32 protein-coding genes are annotated in these 26,317 nt (G+C 62.3%); 18 read left to right on the top strand and 14 right to left on the bottom strand.

All coding sequences use genetic code 11. The annotated features are described in order from the left end of the window. Window positions 1-49 precede the first annotated feature (49 nt). The 4 genes from NKJ17_RS22910 to NKJ17_RS22895 all read left to right on the top strand — a co-directional run bounded on the left by NKJ17_RS22910 (window position 50) and on the right by NKJ17_RS22895 (window position 3,209). Entirely contained in the window at window positions 50-928 is an 879-nt protein-coding gene (locus NKJ17_RS22910; RefSeq protein ID WP_352507473.1) for a branched-chain amino acid aminotransferase, read from the top strand. 107 nt (window positions 929-1,035) lie between these two features. After that, window positions 1,036-1,632, top strand: a complete 597-nt coding sequence (locus NKJ17_RS22905) for a superoxide dismutase (protein WP_023677850.1) — start codon at window positions 1,036-1,038, stop codon at window positions 1,630-1,632. Between the two features lie 173 nt (window positions 1,633-1,805). Beyond that, entirely contained in the window at window positions 1,806-2,249 is a 444-nt protein-coding gene (locus tag NKJ17_RS22900) for a c-type cytochrome (protein WP_254819933.1), read from the top strand. 9 nt (window positions 2,250-2,258) lie between these two features. After that, complete coding sequence (locus NKJ17_RS22895) at window positions 2,259-3,209, top strand: cytochrome c (RefSeq protein ID WP_352690038.1); 951 nt, start codon at window positions 2,259-2,261, stop codon at window positions 3,207-3,209. 11 nt (window positions 3,210-3,220) lie between these two features. Here the strand turns inward: NKJ17_RS22895 and NKJ17_RS22890 are convergent, their stop codons facing one another. From NKJ17_RS22890 to NKJ17_RS22880, 3 genes are all read right to left on the bottom strand, one after another. Then, the gene (locus tag NKJ17_RS22890; RefSeq protein WP_352507475.1) at window positions 3,221-3,604 is read right to left on the bottom strand and encodes an SET domain-containing protein; all 384 of its coding nucleotides are present in this window, start codon (window positions 3,602-3,604) and stop codon (window positions 3,221-3,223) included. Between the two features lie 143 nt (window positions 3,605-3,747). Then, window positions 3,748-4,374: a LysE family translocator gene (locus NKJ17_RS22885; protein ID WP_352507476.1), complete on the bottom strand. Its 627-nt coding sequence runs from the start codon at window positions 4,372-4,374 to the stop codon at window positions 3,748-3,750. Window positions 4,375-4,453: 79 nt separating this feature from the next. Next, complete coding sequence (locus NKJ17_RS22880; RefSeq protein ID WP_352690036.1) at window positions 4,454-6,565, bottom strand: S9 family peptidase; 2,112 nt, start codon at window positions 6,563-6,565, stop codon at window positions 4,454-4,456. Between the two features lie 115 nt (window positions 6,566-6,680). Between NKJ17_RS22880 and NKJ17_RS22875 the strand changes: the two genes are divergently transcribed. Continuing rightward, window positions 6,681-7,052: an SH3 domain-containing protein gene (locus tag NKJ17_RS22875; RefSeq protein ID WP_352507478.1), complete on the top strand. Its 372-nt coding sequence runs from the start codon at window positions 6,681-6,683 to the stop codon at window positions 7,050-7,052. Between the two features lie 414 nt (window positions 7,053-7,466). After that, the gene (locus NKJ17_RS22870; RefSeq protein ID WP_023677844.1) at window positions 7,467-7,892 is read left to right on the top strand and encodes a Ros/MucR family transcriptional regulator; all 426 of its coding nucleotides are present in this window, start codon (window positions 7,467-7,469) and stop codon (window positions 7,890-7,892) included. A gap of 104 nt (window positions 7,893-7,996) precedes the next feature. Here NKJ17_RS22870 and NKJ17_RS22865 read toward each other — a convergent pair whose 3' ends face one another. Both NKJ17_RS22865 and NKJ17_RS22860 read right to left on the bottom strand, forming a co-directional pair. Further along, on the bottom strand, window positions 7,997-8,425 hold the full coding sequence (locus tag NKJ17_RS22865; protein ID WP_352479545.1) for a SufE family protein: 429 nt from the start codon (window positions 8,423-8,425) through the stop codon (window positions 7,997-7,999). A 113-nt stretch (window positions 8,426-8,538) separates the two neighbouring features. Further along, a complete protein-coding gene (locus NKJ17_RS22860; protein ID WP_352507521.1) occupies window positions 8,539-8,907 on the bottom strand; it encodes a DUF5330 domain-containing protein in 369 nt (122 codons plus the stop codon). A gap of 519 nt (window positions 8,908-9,426) precedes the next feature. On the opposite strand from NKJ17_RS22860, the gene NKJ17_RS22855 reads away from it, so the two are divergent. Together NKJ17_RS22855 and NKJ17_RS22850 are read left to right on the top strand one after the other, a co-directional pair. Beyond that, window positions 9,427-11,172, top strand: coding sequence for an ATP-binding protein (locus tag NKJ17_RS22855; protein ID WP_352690061.1), 1,746 nt, complete (start codon window positions 9,427-9,429; stop codon window positions 11,170-11,172). Beyond that, complete coding sequence (locus tag NKJ17_RS22850) at window positions 11,147-11,920, top strand: peptidoglycan-binding domain-containing protein (protein WP_254819938.1); 774 nt, start codon at window positions 11,147-11,149, stop codon at window positions 11,918-11,920. The genes NKJ17_RS22855 and NKJ17_RS22850 overlap by 26 nt, the downstream gene beginning before the upstream one ends. A gap of 23 nt (window positions 11,921-11,943) precedes the next feature. Here the strand turns inward: NKJ17_RS22850 and NKJ17_RS22845 are convergent, their stop codons facing one another. Then, on the bottom strand, window positions 11,944-12,234 hold the full coding sequence (locus NKJ17_RS22845) for a type II toxin-antitoxin system RelE/ParE family toxin (RefSeq protein ID WP_254819939.1): 291 nt from the start codon (window positions 12,232-12,234) through the stop codon (window positions 11,944-11,946). Continuing rightward, complete coding sequence (locus tag NKJ17_RS22840) at window positions 12,227-12,487, bottom strand: type II toxin-antitoxin system ParD family antitoxin (protein ID WP_254819940.1); 261 nt, start codon at window positions 12,485-12,487, stop codon at window positions 12,227-12,229. Before NKJ17_RS22840 ends, NKJ17_RS22845 begins: the two co-directional genes overlap by 8 nt. Window positions 12,488-12,658: 171 nt before the next feature. On the opposite strand from NKJ17_RS22840, the gene NKJ17_RS22835 reads away from it, so the two are divergent. Further along, window positions 12,659-13,006 carry a DUF1491 family protein gene (locus NKJ17_RS22835; protein WP_254819941.1) on the top strand — a complete coding sequence of 116 codons (348 nt, stop codon included), beginning with the start codon at window positions 12,659-12,661 and terminating at the stop codon, window positions 13,004-13,006. Between the two features lie 10 nt (window positions 13,007-13,016). On the opposite strand, the gene NKJ17_RS22830 is transcribed toward NKJ17_RS22835, so the two are convergent. Continuing rightward, window positions 13,017-14,027 carry a hypothetical protein gene (locus NKJ17_RS22830; protein ID WP_352690033.1) on the bottom strand — a complete coding sequence of 337 codons (1,011 nt, stop codon included), beginning with the start codon at window positions 14,025-14,027 and terminating at the stop codon, window positions 13,017-13,019. A gap of 187 nt (window positions 14,028-14,214) precedes the next feature. On the opposite strand from NKJ17_RS22830, the gene NKJ17_RS22825 reads away from it, so the two are divergent. Then, complete coding sequence (locus NKJ17_RS22825) at window positions 14,215-14,400, top strand: hypothetical protein (RefSeq protein ID WP_254819943.1); 186 nt, start codon at window positions 14,215-14,217, stop codon at window positions 14,398-14,400. Window positions 14,401-14,414: 14 nt separating this feature from the next. Here NKJ17_RS22825 and NKJ17_RS22820 read toward each other — a convergent pair whose 3' ends face one another. The 6 genes from NKJ17_RS22820 to NKJ17_RS22795 form a co-directional block, all read right to left on the bottom strand. Then, window positions 14,415-14,963 carry a DUF1254 domain-containing protein gene (locus NKJ17_RS22820; protein WP_254819944.1) on the bottom strand — a complete coding sequence of 183 codons (549 nt, stop codon included), beginning with the start codon at window positions 14,961-14,963 and terminating at the stop codon, window positions 14,415-14,417. Next, window positions 14,956-15,540 (bottom strand): DUF1214 domain-containing protein, encoded by a 585-nt coding sequence (locus NKJ17_RS22815; protein ID WP_352690059.1) that lies wholly within the window; start codon window positions 15,538-15,540, stop codon window positions 14,956-14,958. Before NKJ17_RS22815 ends, NKJ17_RS22820 begins: the two co-directional genes overlap by 8 nt. 98 nt (window positions 15,541-15,638) lie before the next feature. After that, complete coding sequence (locus NKJ17_RS22810) at window positions 15,639-17,798, bottom strand: transglycosylase domain-containing protein (RefSeq protein ID WP_352690030.1); 2,160 nt, start codon at window positions 17,796-17,798, stop codon at window positions 15,639-15,641. 153 nt (window positions 17,799-17,951) lie between these two features. Continuing rightward, entirely contained in the window at window positions 17,952-18,113 is a 162-nt protein-coding gene (locus NKJ17_RS22805; RefSeq protein ID WP_352479526.1) for a hypothetical protein, read from the bottom strand. 78 nt (window positions 18,114-18,191) lie between these two features. Then, on the bottom strand, window positions 18,192-19,811 hold the full coding sequence (gene groL, locus NKJ17_RS22800) for a chaperonin GroEL (RefSeq protein ID WP_352690028.1): 1,620 nt from the start codon (window positions 19,809-19,811) through the stop codon (window positions 18,192-18,194). Window positions 19,812-19,910: 99 nt separating this feature from the next. After that, window positions 19,911-20,249: a co-chaperone GroES gene (locus NKJ17_RS22795; protein WP_254819949.1), complete on the bottom strand. Its 339-nt coding sequence runs from the start codon at window positions 20,247-20,249 to the stop codon at window positions 19,911-19,913. A 244-nt stretch (window positions 20,250-20,493) separates the two neighbouring features. Here NKJ17_RS22795 and NKJ17_RS22790 point away from each other — a divergent pair, with 244 nt between their 5' ends. The 8 genes from NKJ17_RS22790 to ccmI all read left to right on the top strand — a co-directional run bounded on the left by NKJ17_RS22790 (window position 20,494) and on the right by ccmI (window position 26,316). Continuing rightward, window positions 20,494-20,766, top strand: coding sequence for a hypothetical protein (locus NKJ17_RS22790; RefSeq protein ID WP_352690026.1), 273 nt, complete (start codon window positions 20,494-20,496; stop codon window positions 20,764-20,766). After that, window positions 20,763-21,029, top strand: coding sequence for a DUF1488 family protein (locus tag NKJ17_RS22785; protein WP_254819951.1), 267 nt, complete (start codon window positions 20,763-20,765; stop codon window positions 21,027-21,029). Before NKJ17_RS22790 ends, NKJ17_RS22785 begins: the two co-directional genes overlap by 4 nt. A 266-nt stretch (window positions 21,030-21,295) precedes the next feature. Then, window positions 21,296-21,706 (top strand): DUF3168 domain-containing protein, encoded by a 411-nt coding sequence (locus tag NKJ17_RS22780; protein ID WP_352690024.1) that lies wholly within the window; start codon window positions 21,296-21,298, stop codon window positions 21,704-21,706. Window positions 21,707-22,089: 383 nt separating this feature from the next. Further along, window positions 22,090-22,389 (top strand): hypothetical protein, encoded by a 300-nt coding sequence (locus NKJ17_RS22775; RefSeq protein ID WP_352690022.1) that lies wholly within the window; start codon window positions 22,090-22,092, stop codon window positions 22,387-22,389. A 64-nt stretch (window positions 22,390-22,453) separates the two neighbouring features. Continuing rightward, window positions 22,454-23,119: a response regulator transcription factor gene (locus NKJ17_RS22770; protein WP_352588745.1), complete on the top strand. Its 666-nt coding sequence runs from the start codon at window positions 22,454-22,456 to the stop codon at window positions 23,117-23,119. A gap of 82 nt (window positions 23,120-23,201) precedes the next feature. Then, window positions 23,202-24,557, top strand: a complete 1,356-nt coding sequence (locus NKJ17_RS22765) for an ATP-binding protein (RefSeq protein ID WP_502899853.1) — start codon at window positions 23,202-23,204, stop codon at window positions 24,555-24,557. A 109-nt stretch (window positions 24,558-24,666) separates the two neighbouring features. After that, a complete protein-coding gene (locus tag NKJ17_RS22760) occupies window positions 24,667-25,101 on the top strand; it encodes an RT0821/Lpp0805 family surface protein (protein WP_352690020.1) in 435 nt (144 codons plus the stop codon). 78 nt (window positions 25,102-25,179) lie between these two features. Then, window positions 25,180-26,316: a c-type cytochrome biogenesis protein CcmI gene (gene ccmI / locus NKJ17_RS22755; RefSeq protein WP_352690018.1), complete on the top strand. Its 1,137-nt coding sequence runs from the start codon at window positions 25,180-25,182 to the stop codon at window positions 26,314-26,316. Window position 26,317: the final 1 nt, after the last annotated feature.

Below are 26,317 nucleotides of genomic sequence, written 5' to 3'. Positions count from 1 at the left end.
CCAAAGCATCTTCCAATGCGCCGCAACAAGCATCGAACGGAACCTGGCAATGACACTGGCGACTGCGGCGCAATCGGCGACATGGACCTTCGTCGACGGCGACTGGTACGAGGGCAATGTTGCCATTCTAGGGCCGCGCAGCCACGCCATGTGGCTCGGCACCAGCGTGTTCGACGGCGCCCGCTGGTTCGAGGGCGTCGCTCCCGATCTCGATCGCCATGCAGCGCGGGTAAATGCCTCGGCGATCGCGCTCGGCCTGAAGCCGACGATGAGCACCGACAAGATCGTCGGCCTGACCTGGGACGGACTGAAGAAGTTCGACGGCAAGACGGCAGTCTACATCAGGCCGATGTATTGGGCCGAGCATGGCGGCTATATGGGCGTGCCGGCCGACCCGGCCTCGACGCGTTTCTGCCTTTGCCTCTACGAATCGCCGATGATCTCGCCGGCGGGGTTTTCGGTGACGGTGTCGCCGTTCCGGCGCCCGACCATCGAAACCATGCCGACCAATGCCAAGGCCGGCTGCCTTTATCCCAACAATGGCCGGGCTATCCTCGAAGCCAAGATGCGCGGCTTCGACAATGCGCTGGTGCTCGACATGCTGGGCAATGTCGCCGAGACCGGCACCTCGAATATTTTTCTGGTCAAGGACGGCCATGTCATGACGCCGGCGCCGAACGGCACCTTCCTGTCCGGCATTACCCGCGCGCGCACCATGGCCCTGCTGGGCGAATACGGCTTCACGACGACGGAAAAGACGCTGTCGATCCGCGATTTTCTCGAGGCTGACGAAATCTTCTCGACCGGAAACCACTCGAAAGTCGTGCCGGTCACCCGTATCGAGGAGCGCAATCTGCAGCCCGGACCGGTGGCCAAGAAGGCGCGCGAACTCTATTGGGAATGGGCGCATTCGACTTCGCCCGGCTGACCCGCTAAAAAGCGGCCGGCGCTTCGTTTCCGGAGTTGTTCCAGACCAATCCAGTCCTATGTTAGTCCGGTATCGACACCGGATTTTTCCACGAGGGAGTACGACCGATGGCTTTTGAATTGCCCGCCTTGCCCTATGATTACGAGGCCTTGCAGCCTTATATGTCAAAGGAAACGCTGGAATATCACCACGACAAGCACCACAAGGCCTATGTCGACAACGGCAACAAGCTGGCCGCCGAGGCGGGCATGGGCGATTTGTCGGTCGAAGAGGCCGTCAAACAGTCCTTCGGCAAGAATGCGGGCCTCTTCAACAATGCCGCCCAGCACTACAATCACATCCATTTCTGGAAATGGATGAAGAAGGGCGGCGGTGGCAACAAGCTGCCGGGCGCATTGCAGAAGGCGGTCGACAGCGATCTTGGTGGCTACGACAAGTTCAAGGCCGACTTCATCGCCGCCGGCACCACCCAGTTCGGTTCGGGCTGGGCCTGGGTCTCGGTCAAGGACGGCAAGCTGGCGATCTCGAAGACGCCGAATGGCGAGAACCCGCTCGTCCATGGCGCGACGCCGATCCTCGGCGTCGATGTGTGGGAACATTCCTATTACATCGATTATCGCAACGCCCGGCCGAAATATCTCGAAGCCTTCGTCGACAGTCTCATTAACTGGGACTATGTGCTCGAACTCTACGAAAAGGCCTGATCCGTTCCAGAAAGCCCCGGCAAAACCGGGGCTTTTCTTTTTCACCATCAGAACGACAGTTGCAAAATTTCACGCAAGCGTGAGGCGAAGCGTCGGAATTTTTAAGCCATCCTTGCCGTTTGTCATCGGGGTGGGACCGCATCCTGAATTGCCTTCAACATGGAGCCAAGTGAATGAGAAAGCTTATCCTCGCCATCTCGATGCTCGCCTTCGCCGGTTCGGCGGCATTTGCCGACCCGGTTGCTGACCGGCAGGCGCTGATGAAGGAACGTGGCAAGATCGCCGCCGGCTTGTCGAAAGTGGTCAAGGGCGAGACGCCCTACGACGCAGCTTCGGTGCTGACCGCGTTGCAGGCACTGCAGGCCAATGCCGAGAAATTCCATGCCGGCGTCGACACGCTTTTCCCGGCGGGCAGCGACACCGGCGACACCACGGCGTCTCCCAAGATCTGGCAGGACATGGCCGGCTTCAAGACGGCTGAAGGCAAGTACCTCGCAGACGTCAAGGCAGCGGTCGCCGCAGCACCTGCGGACGCCGAGGCGTTGAAGGCACAGTTCAACACCATCGGCGGCGGCTGCGGCAACTGTCATCAAAACTACAGGGTGAAAAAAGGCTGATGGCGGGCAATGCGCTTGCTGAAGAAACTTGTCGGCGCCGCCCGCGTTCTGGGCGGCGCGGCCGCGATTGCCGGCTGGTTCCTGTCGGCTCCGGTCAGGCTCGATGCCGCAACGCTGGCTGAGCTTGGTCCCGGCGACGCCGCCAGGGGCAAGCGCATCTTCTACGCCGGCGGCTGCACGTCCTGTCATGCCAAGCCCGGCTCGCAAGGCGACGCCCGCCTTCAGCTGGTCGGCGGCCTCGAGCTCAAGACGCCGTTCGGCACCTTCGTGCCGCCGAACATATCGCAGGATGCCAGGGACGGCATCGGCGCCTGGTCCGTCGAGGACTTTGCCAACGCCATGCTGAAGGGCGTATCACCGCCGGCCGAGCATCTTTATCCGGCATTTCCCTATACTTCGTACGCGCGCATGAAGCCGGCCGACATTGCCGATCTCTATGCATTCCTCAAGACCTTGCCCGCGGTCGCCGGCAAGGCGCCCGCCAATTCGCTGGCATTTCCCGTCAATGTCCGACGCGGTCTTGGCTTGTGGAAGCTGCTCTATTTGAGTGACCAGCCGGTCGTTTCCTTTCCCGACGGCACGCCCGACCCGGTGCTGGCCGGCCGCTATCTGGTGGAAGGCCCCGGTCATTGCGGCGAATGCCACACGCCGCGGGACCTCGCCGGCGGCACCAGGAAGGGCCAGTGGCTGGCAGGTGCGGCCGCCGCCGAAGGCAGCGGTATCGTGCCGAACATCACGTCGGGCGAGGGCGGCATCGCCGATTGGTCCGAAGCTGACATCGCCAACTATCTCGAAACCGGCTTCACGCCGGACTTCGATACGGTCGGCGGCGCGATGGTCGACGTGCAACGGAACATGGCCGTGCTGACCCCGGAGGACCGTGCGGCGATCGCCGCCTATCTGAAAGCCGTGCCGCCGCATCCCAACGGCTATCCGGCTCGCAAGAAGCCGGCGAGCTGACGGCCGTTGCGTCAGCGGTCGCCGAGAAAGTCGAAGCCGGTTTCGAAGAAGTGATTGTAGTCGCAGGTCATTTCCTCGCCAGGCGCAATGTCGCGCAAGGCATAGGTCTCCTCCGGCTGCGAGACGTCGCAATTCGGGTCGTCGGCATGGTTCATGTAGCGCGCATCGTCGGCTTCGAAGACGATGTAGTTCGGGTCGCACCGGTCCGGGTAGGCGTAGCGGTCAAGATAGGTTTTCACCGGCCCGGTTTCCCGCTCATAGGTCGTCACCTCGATGCGGCGGTCGTATTTCGGGTCGAGCTTCCAGACCAGCGTGCCGCGGCGAATGTGGTTCTTGGCAAAGACGCCGATGCCCTGGATGGGCGATTTGTCGAGATAGACATCGACGAGCAACATGGCAGATCCCTGGGTGATTGAGTGTTGGCGGCGACCGTGAAAAGGCCGCGCACTGGGTAGCGCGCGACCTTTGCAATTGCGAGCGGAAAATCAACTGTGCCTGCCCAGTATCCGAAGCCTCATAGGCGTCGCATGTCGAGACCCTAGCGCTGTTGCAGCGCCAGCCGGATGCCCAAGGCGCAATAGATGCAGCCGACAGCCTTGCCCTGCCATCTCAGCACCGTCGGGTTTCGGCGCAGGAAAGCGCCGAGGCCGCCCGCACCCACGGCGAAAACCACCGTGCTGACGAGGCCCAACAGAACAAAGATCACGCCCAATGTCGCCAGTTGAAGCATCACCGATCCGTTTTCAGGCCGCACAAACTGCGGAAGAAATGCAAGGAAGAAAAGCGCGGTCTTGGGGTTGAGAATCTCGGTCAAAACAGCCTGCCGAAATGCTTTGGCAGCGGGGATCGCAAGTGCGCCGGCGGCCGGATAGGCAGGCGTTTTCTCGATGATCGCGCGAACGCCGAGATAAATGAGGTAGGCTGCGCCGATGTACTTCACTATGCTGAAAAGCGCCGCCGACGTGGCAATGATCGCCGAAATGCCGACGATCGCCATGAAGGTGTGAACCACGTCGCCGGCCGCGATCCCCGCGCCGGTCGCGATGCCCACCCTGGTTCCAGAGCTGGTTGCTCGCGCCACGGTCAAAAGGGTGGCAGGACCCGGGATGAAGACAAAGCCAAGCACAACCGCGACATACGCAATCAATGTGGCAAGATCGATCATTGGTGGGCTTCTTCGCAACTTCCATCCTCAATGAAGGCATGTAGCGGAACAGCAAGCAATACCTGCCTATCCGCGGTGTTCACGCGGCAAGCTCGGCCTTGCCTGTGACCTTGAGCGCAAAGGCATAGGTGAAGGCGATTTCCTCCAGCCTCGAAAACCGGCCGGAGGCGCCGGCATGGCCTGAATCCATGTTGATCTTGAACAGCACCGCATTCTCACCTGTCTTGCGGTCGCGCAACCGCGCTACCCATTTGGCCGGCTCCCAATAAGTGACGCGCGGGTCGGTCAGGCCGGCCAGCGCCAGAATCGGCGGATAGTCGAGTGCGGCGACATTGTCGTAGGGTGAATAGGCGGCGATGGTCCGGTAATCCTCCGCCGAAGCGATCGGATTGCCCCATTCCGGCCATTCCGGCGGCGTCAGCGGCAGGCTGGCGTCGAGCATGGTGGAGAGCACGTCGACGAAGGGAACCTCGGCGACGACGGCGCCGAAGCATTGCGGCGCCATGTTGGCGACCGCCCCCATCAGCATGCCGCCGGCCGAACCGCCTTGCGCGACGATGCGGTCATGCTGCGTATAGCGTTCGGCGACGAGGTGCTGAGCGACCGCGATGAAATCGGTGAACGTGTTCATCTTGTTCGCCCGCTTGCCGTCGTCGTACCAGCCATAGCCCTTGTCCTTGCCGCCGCGAACATGGGCTATCGCGTAGACAAAGCCGCGGTCGACCAGCGAAAACAGATTGGTATTGAACGCGGCCGGCACGGTGATGCCGTAGGAGCCGTAGCCGTAAAGCAGGCACGGCGCCGACCCGTCGAGCGGCGTGTCGCGGTGATGGAGGAGCGAGATCGGCACCAGTTCGCCGTCGGCGGCAGGCGCCATCAGCCGGCGCGTGACATAGTGCTCCGGGTCGTGGCCGGACGGCACTTCCTGGGTCTTGAGCAGCACCCGCTCGCGGGTGCGCATGTTGTAATCGAAGACCTGCGCCGGGGTCGTCATCGACGAATAGGAAAAGCGCATGATCTCGGTGTCGTATTCGTAGGAGCCGGACAGGCCGAGCGAGAAGGCCTCCTCGTCGAAGGAGATCAGGTGCTCCTCGCCGCTCTTGCGGTCGTGCACGACGATGCGCGGCAGGCCTTCCTTGCGCTCGAGCCGGACCAAGTGATCCTTGAAGCCGATCACCGAAAGGATCAGTCGGCCCGCTTCGTGCGGCACCAGTTCCTGCCAGTTGGCGCGCACCGGATCATGCGCCGGCGCCGTCATGATCTTGAAGTCCTTGGCACCGTCGGCATTGGTGAGGATGAAGAAGATGTCGCCGCCTTCCTCGAGCTCGTACTGCAGGCCGGTCTGGCGCGCCGCAACCAGCTTCGGCTCTGCGAACGGATCGTTGGCGCTCATGATGCGGTATTCCGAGGTCTCATGGTCGTTTATGCCGATCATGATCCACTCGTTGGAGCGCGTGCCGCCGACATCCATGAAGAAGCCGGGATCAGTCTCCTCGTAGATCAGCCGGTCGTTTTCAGGACTGTCACCAAGCGCATGGAACAGCACTTTGGAAGGACGGTGGTTGGGGTCGAGGCGGGTGTAGAAAAAACCGTCATTGCCGGCATCCCAAACACCGCCACCGCCGGTGTTCGGAACCCTGTCCGTCAGGTCATTGCCGCCGGCCAGATCGCGGACGCGCAGCGTGTAGAATTCGGAACCCTTTTCGTCGAAGGCCCACAGCAGCTTGCTGTGGTCGTCGGAATGATCGACGCCGCCCAGCCGGAAATAGGGCTTACCCTCGGCCTCGGCATCGCCGTCGAGCAATATCTGCTTGTCGCCGCCGTGACGCGCCGTGCGGAAGTAACGCGGCTGCTGGCCGCCAAGCTTGAAGGAGGAGCCGTAGGCATAGGGCCCATCCTTCATAGGCACAGAGGAATCGTCTTCCTTGATACGCCCCTTCATTTCCGCGAAAAGCTGCTTCTGCAGCTGAGCCGTATCGGCCATCAGCGCCGTCTGGTAAGCATTCTCGGCTTCGAGGTGGGCGCGGATTTGGCCGTCGAGCAGAGACGGATCCCTGAACATCTCTTGCCAATTGGCGGCCCTCAGCCAAGCATAGTCGTCCGTCCGCGTCATGCCGTGATGCGTGTCGAAGATCGGCCGTTTCTCCGGCTGCGGTGGGGTGGCGATCGGAAACACTGGGGTTCTGGTCATTGCGTCTCGCTATGGAAGTTACTTGAATAGCGAATGAACACGCCGATCAGCGCGGGTTCAACGGCTATGATCTATTGTCGTGGTGACTCGAGGGGACGGGCTGGAGGAGAGGACAATGAACATTTTTTCTCGGACTGTCGCGGCCCTCGCCGTCGCTGCGACGACCCTGGCCAATGCCGGTCATTCTCATGCAACTGCTTTTGCGGCTTGGCAAGTGGCCAATGTGCCGTTCGGCGACACACTCAATGTGCGCAAATATCCTTCGGGAACTTCGCAGAAGCAGGCCGCCTATCCCAACGCGACGGTTCTGCAGATGACCGGCAAATGCACCGGTGGGATAAATCTGCTCAATCTCGCCAACCATTCGTACTGGCAGCAGAAACAGAAGATCCGCAATCACTGGTGCCAAGTCTGGCATGATCCGGCACAGAACGGCCAGTTCGTCACCGGCTGGGTCTACGGAAAATACATCACTCCGTTTCAGTGACGCGGCACGCCGCTCCCGGCCGACGGCTCACGAGCAACAGTAATGCTTCGCAACCTATGATTTTACTGAATCCGCCGATTGGCCAGGCTGTAATGCTGCCGGCTGGATCAAGCATTGAGCTCTATTTACCTGCTGCAGTCTGTGTAATGGCTGCTTGCCGCCGCGTCAGTCGATGCTGGTCTGACCAGAAAAAACGGCAAGTTTACACTCTGCACGAAAGAGTGAAGCTGAATATGAAAGATTTGACTTGCATCGCTGAATAGAGCGCAAGAAGCGAATTGACTTACTTGACGCCAAGGCCCATTAAGGTGCCGCGACGCGAATCGCGGAGGCTTTTTCCTGCACAAGTTCGCGCGATGCCCAACTATCGAAACGGGCGCAAACAGAAACAATTCTCGTTGGGGCCTGAACGCCATGGATATTACCGAAACACCTTCCAGAAACAGTGACGCGCTGATCGAGCTCACCGCCGACGTGGTGGCCGCCTATGTCAGTAACAATCCCGTGCCGGTCGGCGAATTGCCGAACCTCATTGCCGATGTCCATGCCGCTTTGGGGCGCGTCGGCGGGGCCGCCGAGCAGCCGCCTGCCGACAAGCAGAAGCCGGCGGTAAATCCGAAGCGTTCGGTGCATGACGACTACATCATCTGTCTCGAAGACGGCAAGAAGTTCAAGTCGCTCAAGCGTCACTTGATGACCCACTATGATCTCACGCCCGACCAGTATCGCGAAAAGTGGAACCTGGACCCGAGCTATCCGATGGTTGCGCCCAATTATGCGGCCGCCCGTTCGCAGCTCGCCAAGAAGATGGGTCTCGGCCGCAAGCGCAAGGGACGCTGATAACCGGCTCTTCCGGTTTGACACTCAAACGGCGCCTGCGGGCGCCGTTTTGTATTATGGGGTCAAAGGTCGAACCCGCCATGCTGCCGGCAACTGCCGTCCGGTCAGGCGGTCTGCTTCAACGCTGCTTCGGCGTCACGCTTGATGCGCTTGACCATCGAGCGAAGACCATTGGCGCGCTGCGGCGACAGGTGCTCGTCAAGTCCGAGCGCCTTCAATGTGGCCTCCGCGTCGGTCCTCTGTATTTCGCTGGCCGGCCGTCCCGAAAACAGCGCCAGCATGATGGCGACCAGACCGCGCACGATATGGGCGTCGGAATCGCCCTTGAAGGTGATAACGGGGTCGGGACCACCGCCCTGTTCGGTGGTCAACCAGACCTGGCTGACGCAGCCGGGCACCTTGTTGGCCGGTATGCGTTGCTCGTCGGGAAACGGCGGCAGCGCTTCACCCAGTTCAATCACATAGCGATAGCGGTCTTCCCACTCGTCGAGCAGGGAAAAGTCGTCGCGGATGGTCTGGATCGTCGTAGTCATCACCCCGGATATAGTCATCCGGCGCTGCCACGTCACGGAAAAAGAGGAGAAACGCCGCAGGCGCCGAGCGTGGGGAGCCTTGCGGTCTGGCGACGAATTCGGCCGAAACCGTCTCAGTTCTTCGCCGGCAAGTGCAGTTTCGCCGGCAGATCGACTTTCGCGGGCAAGACGATTTCCTCGGGCAGGCTGCCGGTGGTCGTCACCGCATCTGGTTCAGGGGTCTTGTCGTCCAGCATGGCGGCCGCGATCTTGGCGGTTTCCCTGGCCCGGGCGGTGATGGTGTGCATTGCCGATTTACCGGTCTCGCACACGTCCGGCTTGCGCTCGCAGATGCCGGCGATGTCGCCGACGGCTTCGCGTGCCGCAAACAGCGCCTGGAGCGGCCCGACGCTTTCGCGGCCCGCATCATCGGCGCCGACACCCAGCGGCAGCGCCAGAAGCACCAGGGAAAACCAGAAAGCAGCTCTTATCAGAAAGCCCATCTGTCTGTCCTTTATGACGGTCATGCCTCCGAACCACACGACCCTTGTACCGCGATACTGGCACGGAGGCGCAAAGGACGGCTTGTCACGAAAGCAACAGTTTTCCTCAAATTTTAGGCAGATTCGAAACGAAGCGCTTTGAAGTTCATTTGCCTCGAATGGGTCATATTTCATTCAGCAAATGGTAACCATCCAACCTGTTGTTTCTCCTCGTTATTTTTTGCATTGGTGACAGTTTGGTGCGATTGGCCGCAAGCTTAGGCGCGGGTGGTCCGGATAACGCTCCGTTTACTATGGCGGCAAGTGCCCCCGTTTTTCCCCACCGGGATCCCGATATTTGCTGCCTGCCGGGGGACGATCGGCCCAGCCTTATCCATTCCTTAAACGCTGGATGCGAGTTTCGGATCGACAAAAGCCGCCTGCCAAGCAGGGCCGTTCACGACCGGGTGCGTTGAGTTGAGTGCGATCAAGGCCAGATACGCCGAGTTGCCAGGCGCGATAGCCGCCGGTTGCGAACGGATGGTTCATCCGTCCGTCCTCGGCCAGGACGACCGCCGCCGTGAGAGCCGGTTCATTGGCGTCATGCTGGCGGCTCCCTTCTTCAGCGCGGGTGCAGCGGTGACGCTGGTCACGTCGGGCATGGGCGCGGCCGTGACTGTGGCTGCGATCTTTGCGGCGTTCGGCCTTTGCTGGTTCGCCGCCCTGCTGGTGGCTGCATCGGGCAAGATGACCCTGGCCGGCCAACTCGCCTTGGTCGTCGGCAGTGTTGCCCTGGGTGCCCTTATCGCTGCCGCCGGCGGTGTGGCCTCGCCGGTTGCCTTACTCGCGGTGGCGCTGCCGTTTGAAGCCTGGTGGATCGGCCAGTCGCGCCGTGCCGTGATCTGGGGCGCCATATCGGCCCTTGTCGCAGTCTTGCTGCAGCCTTTAGCCGGTTCCGTCTTGCCGCTCGGCCAGACCGAAATCGCCGCATGGCACTGGCTAGTGCCGTTGGCCTGGGCGCTCACGCTCATTCCGCGTGTCGCTTCACTTCGTGCCACCGCCAGCGCTCAGCTCGATCCGGCCGGCAGCCACCGGCTCGAAGACCTGATCGACGCCGTCGTGCTGCGAATCGCTGCGCATGGCGAGGTTCTGGACGCCTCGGCTAAGGCACGCACGATACTGAGGCTGCCACCGGAGCTGCTTTTCGGCACCGGACTTTTCGATCGCATCCATCTGTCCGACCGCGTCCCATATCTCAGTGCGCTGGCCGATATGCGCGAGGGCGCCCTGTCGCGCCGGCTCGATCTTCGCGTCCGGCTACCGCAGAGCAGCGGCGTGACGGCCGACAACTACCAGCCGTTTTCGCTCGAGATGATGCGCGCGCCTGGGCAGGAGACTGTCTTCACGCTTCTTCTGCGCGAGAACGATGAACTGGCCGGACTGCGCCAGGAGCTTGCCGCTGCCAACGAGGCGGCTGCTTCGGCCGAGGTGGCGAAAGGTCGCTTCCTTGCCGTCGTCAGCCATGAGTTGCGCACCCCGCTCAATGCCATCATTGGCTTTTCCGACATGCTGCTGCACGAGATGTTCGGCAGCTTCAAGGATCCGCGCCAGAAGGAATATGTCGGCTTGGTCAGGGATTCGGGCCAGCACTTGCTTGCCGTCGTCACCTCGATACTCGACGTATCGCGGATCGAATCGGGCGCCTACGCGACCGAACCGGAACCGTTCCGCTTCCGCGAAGCGGTCGAGATGTGCCAGTCGATGATGCGCCTGCAAGCCGAGGCAAAGGCCATCGATCTGCAGGCCCAGATCGCGCCGGATGCAGGCGAAATAAATGCCGACCGTCGCGCCGTGCAGCAGATCCTGATCAATCTCGTCTCTAACGCGATCAAGTTCACGCCCGAAGGCGGCAATGTCGTCATCGGCGCCAAGCGGATCGGCTCGCGGCTGCATTTCTGGGTCCGGGACACCGGTATCGGCATCGCCGAGGAAGATTTCGCCAATCTCGGCAAGCCGTTCATGCAGATCCAGAACGACTATACCCGTCGTTTCGAAGGCACAGGGCTCGGGCTTTCGCTGGTGAAGGGGCTGGTGGCGCTGCACGAGGGCACAATGTCGATCGAAAGCATGCCGGGCGAGGGCACCACGGTGACGATCAGCCTTCCCGTGAGCGGCCCGACGGGCCGCTCGGCGGAGAAGACCGGCGTGGTGCCGATGTCCGCGGTCAAAGCCAAGGCGGACGGTGGCAAAGGGGAGAGCAATGGGTCGCTCCGCAAAACAGCCTAAGGCGGTCAAACGCCGCGGCAATGCCTTCGAGCACGGAGCGATGGCGCTGGGCAGCCTGATCTCGCGCAATCCTGTTGTGGTCGGCGGCTCCACCGCGTTCCTGGTGACGCTGTTCTACGTCTCGGCGAACGCGCTTTGGTACCAGCCCTTTCCGCATGCCGGAGCGTTTTTCGCTACCAGAAGCATCGAACGCTTTCCGCGGGCGGATAGCGATGAGCCCGAAACCACCATCAATATCGTGCGTCCGGCCGCTACGCCGATCAAGAGCGACCCGGTCGTCGAGCAGGTCCAGGGCATCTTGAAGGATCTCGATTTCTATTCCGGCACCATCGACGGTATTCCCGGACCGAATACGCGCAAGGCCATCCAGGCCTATCAGCAGAAAGTCGGATTGAATGCCTCCGGCGAGATCGACGGCGTCCTGCTGGATCAACTGGGCGCCACGCCAAAGACCGCGGCCGTGGTTCCGCATCCCGTGCCGCGGCCGGTCGAAACGGCCGCTGCTCCGGCCGCCATTCCGGTATCCGCACCAGCAAACGCAGCGGCGCAAACGCCGGATCCCCGCATCGTCAAGATCCAGGCCGGACTGAAAGCGTTCGGCAATGAGGACATGCAATTGGATGGCGTCGTAGGCGCGCGCACCAAGGCCGCGATCAAGGAATTCCAGGCGCTGTTCGGCTTGCCGGAGACCGGCGAGCCAGACGAGATCGTCTACGTCAAGATGCGCGAGATCGGCCTGACCAACTGAGGGCCGAAACCTAGTCTCCCGGCCTATTTAAGCCATTGCTCCGGGTCACGCATTCCATGGACTATCGCCACGGCTAACACGCCGTAGGGCATGGGCTCGTAAATCACGATGTAGCGCCCCTCGACCAGAATGCGGGCGGTGGCGCTCAATTCCGGTCGAGCTGCGCCCATTTTGGCGTGCTCGCAAGCCAATTCCAGCCTGTCGAAAATGCGTCCGATCAGCTTGTCAGCCGCCTTCTCGTTATCGACGGCAATGTGATGCCAAATATCTCGCAAATCCTGAGAAGCTCGCGGGGTGAGCCGGTATTCAGCCACGGACTGCGCGTTCGGCCTTCAGAGCGCGTAAGAAAGCCGTACGATTTACGTGTTGACCTTCGCCACTTGCCATCCCTTCGTCATAGGCCCTTTTGAGGCGTTCCAGTTCAAGAGTGCGGAATTCCTCGCGCTGCTCCCATAGACGTAGTGCTTCCCTGACGATTTCACTGTTGGAAGCATAGTCTCCGCTGTTCACGGCGTCTTGTAGACGGGCGGCCTGCTTGGGGGTAAGCGACACAGTAAGAGTGCGCATGGGCTGGGCTTTCATACCGGGCACTATAGCATTTTTCACAGAGGCCAACAAGTTTTGTTAGACTTTGTTGGTAAATCGTCGCATTCCGGGACTTGCTTTGATGGCCAACCGTTGCTCGCGAATAAGTGAGAATCTCGACACCACAAACCCGAAATCGTACAGGGTCCCGCCATGCGGGTAACCACCGATCTGTGGGTGTCGGCCCTGTTGCGCCGGGTTTTTAGCGCCGGCGGCTTTGCCGCCGTGGTCAAGCGCGGCGCCACGGAAGCCGGCGCAGTTTTCGTGTTGGCGCGTGGCCGGCTAGGAGAGATGGCGCTGTTCGGGCCGGCGCCGCAAACGAGCTACGATTCGGCCAGGCCGGACGACCGTTTTTTCAGTCTGCTTGGCGAAGGCGACGATGCCGCCATTTTCGACGCGCAGCTGGAGCGCGAGAAGAAATTCGATCCGGATATCTGGGTGATCGAGATCGAGGCGGGCGTCGTTCCCGTCGAGGAGCTTATCTCGGTCAAGGCGTCGTAACGGCAAGCCTTCAGATGCGAAGCGCCTTTGGGGTGGCGGTTACATCGGCGCTGTTCGGCTTGCGCAGGTCGGCATTTGCCGCGACGCGCCCGGGCTTGCGAACGATTTTCGACACGGTGTCGGCCTTCCAGCCGCGGAGCCTGTCCAACGCAGCGTCGCGGTGCAGCAGGCGGTAGCGGTCGAGGAAGATGCGGATCGCCTGCGGGTGCGGAAACTCGGTCGGATAGATGGCAGCCGTGATCAGGAACGCCTTGTCTTCGCTGAGGTCGAGCGCGCGCAAGGCGAAAAGTAGCGGTGTGTAATTTTGGCTCGCGGTGAGCGTCCGCGCCGTTGAAAAATCGACTTCGAGCGCATCGGCGAGCGCTGTCTGAAAGAATGCCGCATTGCCGGTCAGCGCGGTTTCGCGCAGCTTGACGTAGGTTTGTGGCTCGACGAACGGTCTGATGGCGGTGCCGCGCTCGGAGCGCATCATGGATCGCAACCGGCGGCGTACGGTTTCGGCGGCGTCGGCCGCCTCTTGTCTGTTTGCGTCGCTCGCGACCATTTCCGCGTTTTCGGACGGGGCAATGGCAGTTGCTTCCGGCTGCTGCTGCGACCGCACCAGCGTCGGCCTTTCAAGCACTTTGATGAGATCGGCGATGGTTTGGTTGAGATCCTTGCGGCGGGCAATGGCACGGGCATGCGGCAGGCCGTGACGCCCGATCAGCGCGATCAGGTCGATGTCGCTGAGGGCACGCGAGCGGATGAGTAGCGGAGCGGCGATGTCGACCCGCTCCTGGCAAAGCCGCCGCACCAGCGCGGCGGGTGCATATTCGCATTCGGAAAGGGCCGCTGCGACGTAGCGGCGCGATTCGACCGAGACATTCTCGAAAAGCGGCAGCGTCAGGTCTTCGAGCTGCGCGATCTCCCGGCGCGAAGGGCGGGTGAGCGAACAGAATGCCGATACCGCGGCGCGAAACAGCCTTTCGGCCTTTCCCGATTCAGCTCCTGCTGCGATTTGCCCGAAATCCGAAGCTGACACGAAGGATACGCCTGACACTCGACACGATCTGGAGGGCGCTCTGCCGGGCTGTACCGGTTTCGCGTTTCCCAAGAACAAAGATCAATTTAGCGGCGATCCGTTAGCGCTCCGTTAACCTACTGCCTTCTTAATCGACTATGGAGGCGTTGCGTTGTGCTCCGGGGCAACCGAGAGGAATACGCGAACCATGGGCATGGTACTGTCTTTCGTGCCGCGAACGGCGGCAACCAATCGAGCACAACAAGCCGCGCCGGCGGCAGTGATCATATTTCCCGGGGTGCGCTACGAGCAGCGGCCGCTGACGGCCGAAACGCGGCCGACCGGCCCCGACAAGCCGGGACCGTCGGGAACATTGCCGGTACCGCACCACTGAGCATCGGAACCGGCCTAAAAATCCTGCAGTTCGCAGGAACTCTGTTCGAGAAAGCGCGAGACAATCGGCTTCCAGCTGTCGTCGGGCACGAACGAACGGATGACGAACACGCCTTCCTCTATCGGCGCCTCGACGAAGATGGCCCCTTGCAGTTCCTCGGGAAGATCCTTGCGGACCTCGATCATCTGGGCCGGCGTCAGCACAACGGTGTCGAGCACGCCTGCGGTCGCGCTGTGGTCGTTGAACGAGTAGATGTTGTGGCCGCCGCGGTCATAGACCGATATCGACCAGAATGGCACCTTGCCCGGCGCCTTGACCCGCACCATCCCCTCGGCAAGGTCGAAGCGGCAAGCCGCCGCATAAAACAGCGGATCGACCGATTTCACCACCGGCGCGCCGCCGGCTTCCGCGTCGAGCCTGGTCATCTTGTAGAGATCCGAAGCCATGGCCAATCGCGACCAGGCGTCGCGTTCGGAGAACTCGGGGACGAGCAGCAGCACGACGATGTGCACGATGCCGGCGCCGAGCAGGCCGAGCAGCACGGCATGCAGCAGGCTACGCATTGCAGCCGACCTTCTGGATCTGCGGCAGCGTGACGTCCGACAGACCGGTGCTGCTGGCGATCGGTGTGTCGTAGAACGTGAGCACCAAGTACATCTTGCCGGCGCCGCTGGTCAGTAGCCAGTTGCCAGGTGCAGGGCGGCTGCCGACGGAAATGACCACCGAATTGTCGGCCTGGCGCAGCACTTGATAGGACTGCAGCGCAGCCGGCCTCGGCGTGCCGGTCTCGACCACGCCAAGCGACTGGTCGGCGGCATAAAGCGTCCAGAACCGACCGGTGGGAAAACCGCCCGCAATCTTGTAGGCGCATTGCCGCTTGAGCTGTTCGCCGCCGGAATCGCGTTCGGCTATGAAGGACAGCCCTTCCGCCTGTCCAAGCGCCAGCACGCCTTCGCGAGCCACCCGGGCTTTGGAATAAGGATCCGCCGTCGGCGTGCCGATATCCGGGAAGGCGGTCCATTGCCCGATCCTGATGGCGCCGACGCCATCCTGCAGCTTCAGCGCGTACCAGACGCTGGCGCCACCGCCACCGATGGCGATGGCAAGCGAAAGCAGCGTCAGGAAGGCGTTCTTGAGCATGACGAGCCGGGAGAACCGAAGGCCGGGGACAGAGAGATTGCCGCCCGGGGATATCTCGGCGCAGGGGCTTATGGCAAGCGGCCCCGCGGAATTGGCCGTCACAGCGCCGACAGGGTCTCCGGTGCAGCGGGCGCGTCGAGCACGGGTGCCGCCTGGAAAAGCCTGGTGAGTTCTTTCAGGGTCCGGGTGGTCCGGCTGGACAGCACCGGCGGACGCTCGGCGGCGGCGTCGGCTGCTGCCTGTTCGGCGTTCTTCTTTTCCGCTTCCTCGGCCTTGGCGGCGATTTCGGCGTCGACGAAAGGATGATCGATACCGGGGATCGGTTTCAGGTCGATATTCTGGTGCGCATAGAGCATCAGCCGCTGCCACACCATTGCCGGCAGCGTGCCGCCGGTCATCTTGTTGGTCGCGGTGAAGTCGTCGTTGCCGAGCCAGACGGCGGCTGTGTAGTTGCCGGTAAAGCCGACGAACCAGGCATCGCGGTAGGACTGCGTCGTGCCGGTCTTGCCGGCGACAACGATGTTTGGAAGGGCCGCGCGCCGGGCCGTGCCGATCACCGGCACCGCCGCCAGCATGGTGTTCATGTATTTGAGCGCCTGCTCCGACAGCACCCGGTGCGGCGGCGGCGCGTCCTTGGCGAAGTCGTAGACCACCTCGCCGGTACGGTTGAAGAGTTGGCTTATGCCGTGCCGGGTTCCGGCAAAGCCGTTCTGGGCGAACACGCTGTAGCCCGTCGCCTGGTCCATCACAGTCATGCCCGATGTACCGAGCACCATGGTCTTGTGCGATTCCAGCGGCGACTCGACGCCCATGGCTTCGGCCATCGCCTTGATCGGCTTGATGCCGAGATAATCCTTGGCCAGCCGCACCGGCACGGTGTTGATCGATTTGGCCATCGCCGTGATCAGCGTCACCTTGCCGGCCGACCCGCCATTGTAATTGTGGGGCGACCAGCTGCCCCAGGAGATGGGTCCGCCGGACACCACCGAATCCGGCGTGAAGCCATGCTCCATCGCCGTCGCATAGACATAGGGCTTGAACGAGGAGCCGGTCTGGCGAAGTGCCTTGGTGGCGCGGTTGAACTGGCTGGCGCCGTAGTCGCGGCCGCCGACGATCGCCCGGACGGCGCCGTTGGTCTCGATGACGACGATGGCGCCCTCGGTGACGTTGTATTCCTTGCCGAACTGGCGGAGGTGGAACTCCATCGATTCTTCGGCCGCCTTCTGGATGTTGGCGTCGAAAGTGGTGTGGGCGACAAGCGAGTGCGGGCCGCCTTTGGCGGCGATCTTCTTGACCTCGTCGAAGGCCCAGTCGAGGTAATAATCGGGGCTCTTCTGCTCGCCGCGGTCGACGATTTCGGCCGGGTGTAATCTTGCCTGCAGCACCTGGCCTTCGGTCATGAAGCCGGAATCGACCAGATTGGACAGTACCACATTGGCCCGCGCACGGGCGGCGGGCAGGTTTATGTGCGGCGCGTATTTGGTCGGCGCCTTGAACAGGCCGGCCAGCATCGCCGCCTCGGCAAGGTTCAGGTCCTTGACGCTCTTGCCGAAATAGAAATCGGCTGCTGCCTCGATGCCGAAAGTGCCGCCGCCCATGTAGGCGCGGTCGAGGTAAAGCTGCAGGATTTCCTTCTTCGACAGATTGGCTTCGAGCCACAGCGACAGGAAGGCTTCCTTGATCTTGCGCTCGAAGGTCCGTTCGTTGGTCAGGAACAGGTTCTTGGCCAGCTGCTGGGTGATGCTCGAGCCGCCCTGGACGACGGAATTGGCCCGCACATTCTCGAATATCGCCCGCGACAGGCCGAGCACATCGATGCCGTAATGGTCGAAGAAACGGCGGTCCTCGGTGGCCAGCACCGCCTTGATGACATGGTCGGGCATCTCGTCGACCGGCACCGAATCGCGCTGGATGATGCCCCGCTGGCCGATCTCGTTGCCGTAGCGGTCTAGGAAGGTGACGGCGAAGTCGCCTTGCGTGCGCCAGTCGCCGGCGGTTATCTGGAAGGCCGGCAAGGCCAGCGCCAAAAGGACGACGATGCCGCCGGCACCGAGCGTAAAGCCTTCACTCAACAGTTCGATCAGGCCGCGGCGCCAGCCGCCGACGCGGAAACGCCGCGAGAAGATGGTGGCCGCCTCCCAGAACTGGCGCGCCCTGAAGCCGATTTCGTAGGCAGAGGAATCGATCCACGCATCCACCGCCAGCAGCCTTGCGGCGATCGGACCTCTTCTCTTGCGTGGTTCCAAAGGACTGGCCATTCCAGGATCCGGCTGCGGGGACGCCGCCAACTGAGAAACCGCATGCCGGCAATTTCACGGCGGCGCGCCTTTCAAGACTATTCGTCCATTTTGGTGCTGCCTACAAGGGCGATGAAGGTTCCGCGCTTGCGTGGGTGCTGAGGATCGGCAGCGTCACATGGGACGCTTGTCCGCGATCTTTTTCGGGTCGCGGCCTATCATACCGGCGTTGGCTTTCCTGTGCTTGTCGGCAAGCCTGCGAATGCGATCGAAGCGGCTTTCCTCGGCCACTTCGATTTTCGCCGCTGCATTTGGCTTCGGGACGAATGCGATCATTGATCGATCTCCTTGCCGATGGTGCGCGCCGGGGATACCCGGCGGCTGTCTTTCAGGCTTGTTTCCGGCAGTGGCTGGTCAATAGCCCATGCCGCCGGGCGAAGCAGCGGCTTCCTTCGCCGGAACGTCGGTGATCATGGCTTCCGCCGTGATCAGAAGCGCCGCAATGGAGCCCGCGTCCTGCAGCGCCGTCCGTACCACCTTCGCCGGGTCGACGATGCCGGCCTTGATCATGTCGACATAGACCTCGTTCTGGGCATCGAAGCCCTGATTGTGATCCTTGCCGTCGGCGAGCTTGCCGACGACGATCGAACCTTCGACGCCGGAATTCTCGGCGATCTGCCGGATCGGCGCTTCGAGCGCTCTCGACACGATCGAAATGCCCGCCGTCACATCGGCATTGGCTCCGGTCATCCCGTTCAGCACAGCCTTGGCGCGCAGCAACGCGACACCGCCGCCCGGAACGATGCCTTCTTCAACGGCCGCGCGCGTGGCGTTCAGCGCATCGTCGATGCGGTCCTTCTTTTCCTTGACCTCGGATTCGGTGGCGCCGCCGACGCGGATGACGGCAACGCCGCCCGCCAGCTTGGCGAGACGTTCCTGCAGCTTCTCCTTGTCATAGTCGGACGTGGTTTCCTCGATCTGCGCCTTGATCTGCTGGACGCGCGCCTGGATGGTGGTCTTCTCGCCGGCGCCGTCGATGATCGTGGTGGTGTCCTTCTCGATCAGCACGCGCTTGGCGCGGCCGAGCATGTCTATGGTAATGTTCTCCAGCTTGATGCCGAGATCCTCGGAAATCATCTGTCCGGCGGTGAGCACGGCGATGTCTTCCAGCATCGCCTTGCGGCGGTCACCGAAGCCAGGCGCCTTGACGGCCGCTACCTTGAGGCCGCCGCGCAGCTTGTTGACGACCAGCGTTGCCAGCGCTTCGCCCTCGACGTCCTCGGAGATGATCAACAGCGGCCTCCCGCTTTGCACCACGGCTTCGAGGATGGGCAGCAGGGCCTGCAGATTTCCGAGCTTCTTTTCGTGGATGAGGACGTAAGGGTCTTCCAGCTCGGCGCGCATCTTCTCGGCATTGGTGACGAAATAGGGCGAGAGATAGCCGCGGTCGAACTGCATGCCTTCGACGACGTCTAGCTCGGTTTCGGCGGTCTTGGCCTCCTCGACGGTAATGACGCCGTCATTGCCGACCTTGTCCATCGCCTTGGCGATCATGGCGCCGACACTGGTGTCGCCATTGGCGGCAATGGTGCCGACCTGCGCGATCTCGCCTGAGGACTTGACCTTCTTGGCTCGGGCCTGGATTTCCTTTACGACGGCGCTGATGGCAAGGTCGATGCCGCGCTTGAGGTCCATCGGGTTCATGCCGGCGGCAACGAATTTGGCGCCCTCGCGCAGGATGGAAGCGGCAAGCACCGTGGCGGTGGTGGTGCCGTCGCCGGCGAGGTCGTTGGTTTTCGAGGCCACTTCGCGCACCATCTGTGCGCCCATGTTTTCGAACTTGTCGGAAAGCTCGATTTCCTTTGCCACGGCCACCCCGTCCTTGGTGATGCGCGGCGCGCCGTAGGCCTTGTCGATGATGACGTTGCGGCCTTTGGGGCCGAGCGTCACCTTGACGGCGTTGTTGAGGATTTCGACGCCGCGCAGCATGCGGTCACGCGCGTCGGTGGAGAATCTGATTTCCTTGGCAGACATGATCTTTTCCAGTTCGGTTGTCGTGGCAAGGCGCTTGCAGCGCCTGAATCAAAGCTCGGAGCGTCCTTTGCGCGCGCGGGAGGGCGCGCGGCCTTCCAATCAGGCGGCCTTCTTGGCAGCCACGGTCTTGTCGATGATGCCCGTCTCGCTTTTTTCGATGATGCCCATGACGTCGGCCTCCTTCATGATCAGAAGGTCCTCGCCGTCTATCTTGACCTCGGTGCCGGACCATTTGCCGAACAGAATGAGATCGCCGGCCTCGACGTCGAGCGGGATCAGCGCGCCGCTTTCGTCCCGCGCGCCCGGCCCGACAGCGATCACTTCGCCTTCCTGCGGTTTTTCTTTGGCATTGTCGGGGATGATGATGCCGCCCTTGGATTTGGTGTCGCTTTCGGCGCGCCGAATGACGACGCGATCGTGGAGTGGCCGGAATTTCATGGGGACTCTTTCTGGGGCCGGCTTAGGCGGCCGCCCCCTCTCTATAGGCGCCTTGGCACTCGATTGATAGGAGTGCCAAAAAATATTCATAGGGCATATAAAATATTGAACGTATTATCTTGCCTGGTCATCCCGTGGTGTTCGGGTCCTGCCGAATATTAATGAAATTGAATTTCTGTCTTTGAACACCTATTTTACGATGAAGTTCACAGTCATGACTTTCGCTGCAAGGGAGATTTTACCGATGGCCGAAGGCAATCAGAACATCATGGAAAAAGCTCAGGCTCGCTTCATGGAAAACCAGAAGAAGACGGCGGAACGGAACAAAGCAACTGCCGAATATCTCTCGGAGGCCAAGGCCAGGAGCATCAAAACGGCAAGGCTGAGGGAATTGCGACTGGCCAAGGAAGAGGCGGACCGCGCGGCGGAAGCTCTGAATCCGGTCGCCGCAAAGAAGAAGCGGGCGTCACGGGCAGTCAAGAAGGCCGTATCCGCATCGATGGAGGCGAAACCATGAGCCTGACATTTCCCAATCCCAGCCGCAGCTACGACGAGGCAAGCAAACGCATCCGCTTCGTCGGCCATGACGGCATGTTCCAGATTTCCTTCTCTGTCGCTACCGATGCCATCTCCAAGATGCAGCCGGGAACGGCGGCCTCAGAAGCTACCTACCTGGCAGCCTTCGACACGGCTTCCAACTCGATCCACGATGTCGCCAGGAATGCCTATGCCCGCACCCGCAGGAGCATATATGTGCTGACTGCGGCCGATTTTCGCTAGATCCGTCGCAATCCGTCCACAAGACGCTTTCTCAGGGCTTCCGGTCCGCCTTCGCTCGCCGCTTGACGTCGCGACCGTTCAGCCGGTCAAGGGGTCCGTGACGCAGAGGGCTGCGGCGTCGCGCATTCCAGGAGCAGGGCTTATTCCCGAGGTCATGAAGGTTCATAATCCGTATGAGACGCGCTGATTCGCGCTTTTGCCGGGATGCCGTCATGCAACGCAGCTACGCAGCCGGGAGGTCGACGCGACGGGCGAGGGCAAAGACAATGACCGCGCCGGCCGTCGAATTGCAGAGGGCAATATTCGAGGCAGTGAACGGCGATCCCGACCTGTCGGCGGCACTGGGCGATGCAAGACTGTTCGACCATGCCCCGGAAAATGTTGCGTTCCCCCACATGACCTTCGGCCGCACCAGCGTCTACGACTGGGCAACGGGGACGGAGAACAACGCCGAGCAGTTGCTGACGCTGCATGTCTGGTCGAAGTCCGAGGCCAGCAAGGAAACCACCGACATCATGGACCTGGTCAGCGCCCGCCTGCGAGATGCGGCGCTCTCGCTTGGTGAACATCGTCGCGCCCATCTCAAGCTCGAATTCGCCGAAGCCCGCTACGACGAGGACCTTTCGGCCCATCACGGGCTGCTGCGCTTCCGCGCCGTGATCGAGGAAGACGGCTGAGCGTCGGGCACTTTCCGTAAAATCGGGCAATTTTGTTCTTGCTTTGTGCCGGCAGCTATGCTACTAATTTGGCTATGGTGCTGATTGGCGCCAATGACCCGTCGCAGAGCGGGTTTTTTTATTTCCGGTCGGTTCGGCTGAATCTGCCTTCGGTTGCCGGATCGATTGTCGAAGTCGGGGCAAACCTGAAGCGATTGCCTTTCACCGCCAAACGATGCCCGGTTGTCGGCGAAGGATCGGAGGGCTAGGTTAACTTGGCAATTTCGCGGGATGGGCAGCGAAAGGGCAATCCGGTAATCTCGCGCTTCAGGGGTGTGGCGGGCATGCATTCGAGCGTTCACCGTTCATATCACGTTCAGCACCGGCGCGTTAGAACGCTGGCCATGAAAACCCTTCGCTCCCACTTCCGGACCGCGGCACTGGCGCTCTCAGCCGCCGGCCTGCTTGCGTCGCAAGCGATGGCGATCCCCGCTGTCACGCCCGAGCGGCCCCAGCCGGTCGTCCTCGCCGCGTCCGACTGCTACGCGATCGGCCAGCAGGTGGCGGAGCAGAATGGCGGCACCTTGGCCAAGGCCTCGCAGTCGACACGCGCCGGCAAGCCGGTCTGCGTCATCGTCGTGCTCGTTCCGGGCAAGGACGGGCAGCGTCCCCGTCGCTCGGAGATCGTCGTTCCGCTGAACTGAACCGTGCCGTTTCCCAGTCTGCCGGAATCGGCCTATATCTGAACAGCTTCAACAGGCCTTCCGCATGCGCGTACTCGTCGTCGAAGATGACAAGGATCTCAACCGGCAGATCGGCGACGCGCTGGTCGATGCCGGCTATGTCGTCGACCGCGCTTTCGACGGCGAGGAAGGGCATTTTCTCGGCGACACCGAGCCCTATGATGCCGTGGTGCTCGACATCGGCCTGCCGCAGATGGACGGCATCAGCGTGGTCGAGCGCTGGCGGCGCGGCGGCCGCAAGATGCCGGTGCTGATCCTGACGGCACGCGACCGCTGGAGCGACAAGGTTGCCGGCATCGACGCCGGCGCCGACGACTACGTCACCAAACCCTTCCACATCGAGGAAATTCTGGCCAGGGTGCGCGCTCTGATCCGGCGCGCTGCCGGGCATGCCTCGTCCGAGCTGACCTGCGGGCCGCTGCGTCTCGACACCAAGGCCTCCAAGGCCGACGTCGACGGCGTACCGCTGAAGCTGACCTCGCACGAATTCCGCTTGCTTGCTTACCTCATGCACCATATGGGCGACGTCGTATCCCGGACCGAACTGGTCGAGCATCTCTACGACCAGGATTTCGATCGCGATTCCAACACGATCGAGGTCTTTGTCGGACGGCTTCGCAAGAAGATGGGCATCGACATGATCGAAACCGTTCGCGGCATGGGCTACCGCATGCGTAAGCCGGAGGCGTAACGCGGAACCGCTTCCTACAAGACCCGCCGTCTCGAACACGCCGTCGCTGCGGTCATGGCCGCGTTCGCTGGCGTTTCGCGTCATCGCCTTTTCCACGGTCTGGGCGATCCTCACTCTGGTGGTCATCTTCACCTTGATCACCACGCTCTATCGCCAGGCCAGCGAGCGCGGTTTCGACAGCCTGCTTTCGGCGCATCTGTTCAACCTGATCGGCTCGGTGGGCGTTTCCGAAGGCGGCCAGTTGACCGGCGCTCCCGACCTTGGCGATTTGAGATTCTCGGAGCCGAATTCCGGCTGGTACTGGTCGGTCGAGCCCGCCTCGGAAGGCGTGCACGGCGATCTCCATTCGTCGTCAATGACCAAGGCGATCCCGTCGCCAAGCGTTGCCGAGGTGCCCTTCAATGCCAGCTTCCAGCGCAGCTATTCAGCGGACGGCATCGAAGGCGAGCAGTTGGAGGTGTTCGAGAGCGAGTTCGTCCTCGATGCGAAAAATCGCGCCGCGCGCTTCCGTGTCATGGGCAACCAGACCGAGCTCGAGCAGGAAATCGCTACCTTCCAGCGGCGTCTGTTGACCTATCTGTCGCTGTTCGGCGTCGGCATGATCGCCATCAACGCGATTGCGATCCTGCTCGGCCTGCAGCCGCTGCGCCGGGTCAGGAATGCGCTTGCGATGGTGCGCGAAGGAACCGCGCAACGCCTCGACGGCCGTTTCCCGGCCGAGATCGAGCCGCTCGCCAACGAGACCAATGCGCTGATCGAGAACAACAGGCGTATCGTCGAGCGGTCGCGCACGCAGGTCGGCAACCTGGCGCACTCGCTGAAGACACCGCTTGCCGTGCTGCTCAACGAGGCGCGGGCGCTGGGTGGCGCCAAGGGGCAGCTGATCGCTGAGCAGGCTGCTTCCATGCAGAAGCAAGTGGACCATTATCTGCAACGTGCCCGTGTCGCCGCGCAGCGCGACAGCGTCGTCTACCGAACGCCGGTGACACCGCTGGTCCAGCGCATGGTTCGGGTGCTGCAGAAGCTCAACCCGCAGACGGCGCTGTCGCTCTCACTGCCGGCCACCGACATCGTCTTTGCCGGCGAACGCGAGGACCTGGAGGAGTTGCTCGGCAATCTGCTCGACAATGCGATGAAATGGGCAAGGAGCGCGGTTGCCGTTTCCGTGAAGCCAATCTCCAGCAAGGGTGGCGCCAGCAAGGAAGGCGCGGCCAATCTATTCGAGATAGCCATCGAGGATGACGGCCCCGGCATTCCCGACGACAAGGCGCGCGAGGTATTGCAGCGCGGCCGGCGTCTCGACGAGACAAAACCGGGCAGCGGGCTCGGACTTGCCATTGTCGCCGACCTTGTCAACGAGTATGGAGGCTCTCTGGCGCTGGAACGATCCGTGATGGGTGGATTGAAGGCGATGGTTCGATTGCGGAGCCTTCAGTAATGCTTTTCCAGGTGGCCGGCTGCGGCCAAATTTCCGACAAACATCGACATTATCGCCGCGCCAGCCTGCTGACAGCGCGGCGGTCCAGCTCAAGAAAGCCGGTATTGGCATGAAGATTCGCGTCGCGCTCGTTTCCGCCCTGCTCGCCGTCTCCGGCTGCACAACGCTCAGCAAGGGCCCGGCCGTTACGGTAACGCCGGCCGCCACGCCCCCCAGCGGCGCCAAGGTGGCGACGACGATCATCTCCGCCATGGGCGGCGGCCTCGTCGGCGGCTCTATCGGCGCCGGCCTGAGCGAGACCGAGAAACGCAGCGCGCTCGAGGCGGAATACAAGGCGCTTGAATACACGGCGAGCGGCCAGAAAGTGGCTTGGAAGAGCGACAGTTCGGCCCATCGCGGCGAAGTGGTTGCCGCCCAGCCCTATCGCGTCGGATCGCAGGACTGCCGGCAATACACCCATACGGTGTTTACCGGCACCGCCGGCGCCACCGCGCGCGGAACCGCCTGCCGCAATGCCGACGGCAGCTGGACGCCGCTGACGTAGCTGGTCCGGCCGTTTCCGCCAAAGCGTCGCAGCACGCTTGTGTTGGCAGGGCAGGGGTCTCGTTCTATTGGAAGAGCCATGCTGTTCTGGGTCATAGCCGCAATCCTGACGCTGGGCGCAAGCCTGGCGGTGCTGCTGCCGTTGGCCGGTGGATCGAAGAACGCGTCCGCTGCCGGCGATCACGACCTTGAAGTCTATCGCGACCAGCTGGCCGAGCTTGACCGCGATATGGCGCGTGGCCTGATCCAGCCGATGGAGGCCGAAGAGGCTCGCGCCGAAATCGCCCGCCGCATCCTTCGCCTGAGCAATGCCGGCCAGGCCGGCGAGACGGCGACGCAGCCGTCGCGGTCGACAAGACTGGTGGCGACGGCTGCCGTGCTGGTGGTTCCGCTGCTCAGCTGGGGCCTCTATGGCCAGCTCGGCTCACCCGACCTGCCATCGCAGCCACTCAGCGAACGCCTGGCCAAGAACCCCGCCGACAGCTCGGTCGACGAGCTGATAGCCCGCGCCGAGGCGCACCTGGCGGCCAACCCATCCGATGGCCGTGGCTGGGACGTTCTGGCGCCGGTCTATCTGCGCATGCAGCGATACGCCGATGCGGTGACCGCCTATCGCAACGCCATCCGCCTCGACGGCGACAGCGCCGCCCGTCAGGCGGGTCTTGGCGAGGCGATCGCCAATGCGGCCGGCGGCATTGTCTCAGCCGAAGCGCAGGCGGCGTTCGAGGCGGCGTTGAAGCTCGATCCGGCCAATCCGAAGGCCGCGTTCTATCTCGCGATGGGCATGGCACAGGAGGGCCGCATAGCTGAAGCCACGGCGGCCTGGCAAAAGATGCTGGCCGCCTTGCCGCAGGGCTCGCCGTGGCGCGGCGCCATCGAGCAGGCGCTGGCCGAATCCGCCGCCCGCAACGTCGCTTCCGGAGCGCCCGCGAAAGGACCGAGCGCCGAGGATATCGATGCTGCCTCCTCGATGTCGCCGCAGGACCGACAAGCCATGATCAGCACTATGGTTGCCGGCCTCGACGAAAAGCTTCGGCAAAATCCGCGCGACGAGGAAGGGTGGATGCAGCTCGTTCGTTCCTATGCCGTACTGGGCAAGACAGATCAGGCGCGTGACGCGCTCAATCGCGGTATCGCCGTCTTTGGCGCGGACAGTGACCAGGCCAGGAAATTCACCGCCTTTGCTGCCTCGCTCGGCGTGACGGCGACGGAGTAGA

Origin of the sequence: Mesorhizobium sp. M0208 (assembly GCF_040322015.1) — a bacterium.
GTDB lineage: Bacteria > Pseudomonadota > Alphaproteobacteria > Rhizobiales > Rhizobiaceae > Mesorhizobium.
Note: the sequence above shows the minus strand (reverse complement) of the source record. Positions and strands in the feature narration are given on the sequence as shown.

Excerpts from the sequence above, each read along its gene's own strand:
- NKJ17_RS22910 (WP_352507473.1), top strand. The coding sequence starts at position 50 with ATGACACTGGCGACTGCGGCGCAATCGGCGACATGGACCTTCGTCGAC.
- NKJ17_RS22905 (WP_023677850.1), top strand. The coding sequence starts at position 1,036 with ATGGCTTTTGAATTGCCCGCCTTGCCCTATGATTACGAGGCCTTGCAG.
- NKJ17_RS22900 (WP_254819933.1), top strand. The coding sequence starts at position 1,806 with ATGAGAAAGCTTATCCTCGCCATCTCGATGCTCGCCTTCGCCGGTTCG.
- NKJ17_RS22895 (WP_352690038.1), top strand. The coding sequence starts at position 2,259 with ATGCGCTTGCTGAAGAAACTTGTCGGCGCCGCCCGCGTTCTGGGCGGC.
- NKJ17_RS22890 (WP_352507475.1), bottom strand. The coding sequence starts at position 3,604 with ATGTTGCTCGTCGATGTCTATCTCGACAAATCGCCCATCCAGGGCATC.
- NKJ17_RS22885 (WP_352507476.1), bottom strand. The coding sequence starts at position 4,374 with ATGATCGATCTTGCCACATTGATTGCGTATGTCGCGGTTGTGCTTGGC.
- NKJ17_RS22880 (WP_352690036.1), bottom strand. The coding sequence starts at position 6,565 with ATGACCAGAACCCCAGTGTTTCCGATCGCCACCCCACCGCAGCCGGAG.
- NKJ17_RS22875 (WP_352507478.1), top strand. The coding sequence starts at position 6,681 with ATGAACATTTTTTCTCGGACTGTCGCGGCCCTCGCCGTCGCTGCGACG.
- NKJ17_RS22870 (WP_023677844.1), top strand. The coding sequence starts at position 7,467 with ATGGATATTACCGAAACACCTTCCAGAAACAGTGACGCGCTGATCGAG.
- NKJ17_RS22865 (WP_352479545.1), bottom strand. The coding sequence starts at position 8,425 with ATGACTACGACGATCCAGACCATCCGCGACGACTTTTCCCTGCTCGAC.
- NKJ17_RS22860 (WP_352507521.1), bottom strand. The coding sequence starts at position 8,907 with ATGGGCTTTCTGATAAGAGCTGCTTTCTGGTTTTCCCTGGTGCTTCTG.
- NKJ17_RS22855 (WP_352690061.1), top strand. The coding sequence starts at position 9,427 with ATGGTTCATCCGTCCGTCCTCGGCCAGGACGACCGCCGCCGTGAGAGC.
- NKJ17_RS22850 (WP_254819938.1), top strand. The coding sequence starts at position 11,147 with ATGGGTCGCTCCGCAAAACAGCCTAAGGCGGTCAAACGCCGCGGCAAT.
- NKJ17_RS22840 (WP_254819940.1), bottom strand. The coding sequence starts at position 12,487 with ATGCGCACTCTTACTGTGTCGCTTACCCCCAAGCAGGCCGCCCGTCTA.
- NKJ17_RS22835 (WP_254819941.1), top strand. The coding sequence starts at position 12,659 with ATGCGGGTAACCACCGATCTGTGGGTGTCGGCCCTGTTGCGCCGGGTT.
- NKJ17_RS22825 (WP_254819943.1), top strand. The coding sequence starts at position 14,215 with ATGGGCATGGTACTGTCTTTCGTGCCGCGAACGGCGGCAACCAATCGA.
- NKJ17_RS22820 (WP_254819944.1), bottom strand. The coding sequence starts at position 14,963 with ATGCGTAGCCTGCTGCATGCCGTGCTGCTCGGCCTGCTCGGCGCCGGC.
- NKJ17_RS22815 (WP_352690059.1), bottom strand. The coding sequence starts at position 15,540 with ATGCTCAAGAACGCCTTCCTGACGCTGCTTTCGCTTGCCATCGCCATC.
- NKJ17_RS22810 (WP_352690030.1), bottom strand. The coding sequence starts at position 17,798 with ATGGCCAGTCCTTTGGAACCACGCAAGAGAAGAGGTCCGATCGCCGCA.
- NKJ17_RS22805 (WP_352479526.1), bottom strand. The coding sequence starts at position 18,113 with ATGATCGCATTCGTCCCGAAGCCAAATGCAGCGGCGAAAATCGAAGTG.
- groL (WP_352690028.1), bottom strand. The coding sequence starts at position 19,811 with ATGTCTGCCAAGGAAATCAGATTCTCCACCGACGCGCGTGACCGCATG.
- NKJ17_RS22795 (WP_254819949.1), bottom strand. The coding sequence starts at position 20,249 with ATGAAATTCCGGCCACTCCACGATCGCGTCGTCATTCGGCGCGCCGAA.
- NKJ17_RS22790 (WP_352690026.1), top strand. The coding sequence starts at position 20,494 with ATGGCCGAAGGCAATCAGAACATCATGGAAAAAGCTCAGGCTCGCTTC.
- NKJ17_RS22785 (WP_254819951.1), top strand. The coding sequence starts at position 20,763 with ATGAGCCTGACATTTCCCAATCCCAGCCGCAGCTACGACGAGGCAAGC.
- NKJ17_RS22780 (WP_352690024.1), top strand. The coding sequence starts at position 21,296 with ATGACCGCGCCGGCCGTCGAATTGCAGAGGGCAATATTCGAGGCAGTG.
- NKJ17_RS22775 (WP_352690022.1), top strand. The coding sequence starts at position 22,090 with ATGAAAACCCTTCGCTCCCACTTCCGGACCGCGGCACTGGCGCTCTCA.
- NKJ17_RS22770 (WP_352588745.1), top strand. The coding sequence starts at position 22,454 with ATGCGCGTACTCGTCGTCGAAGATGACAAGGATCTCAACCGGCAGATC.
- NKJ17_RS22760 (WP_352690020.1), top strand. The coding sequence starts at position 24,667 with ATGAAGATTCGCGTCGCGCTCGTTTCCGCCCTGCTCGCCGTCTCCGGC.
- ccmI (WP_352690018.1), top strand. The coding sequence starts at position 25,180 with ATGCTGTTCTGGGTCATAGCCGCAATCCTGACGCTGGGCGCAAGCCTG.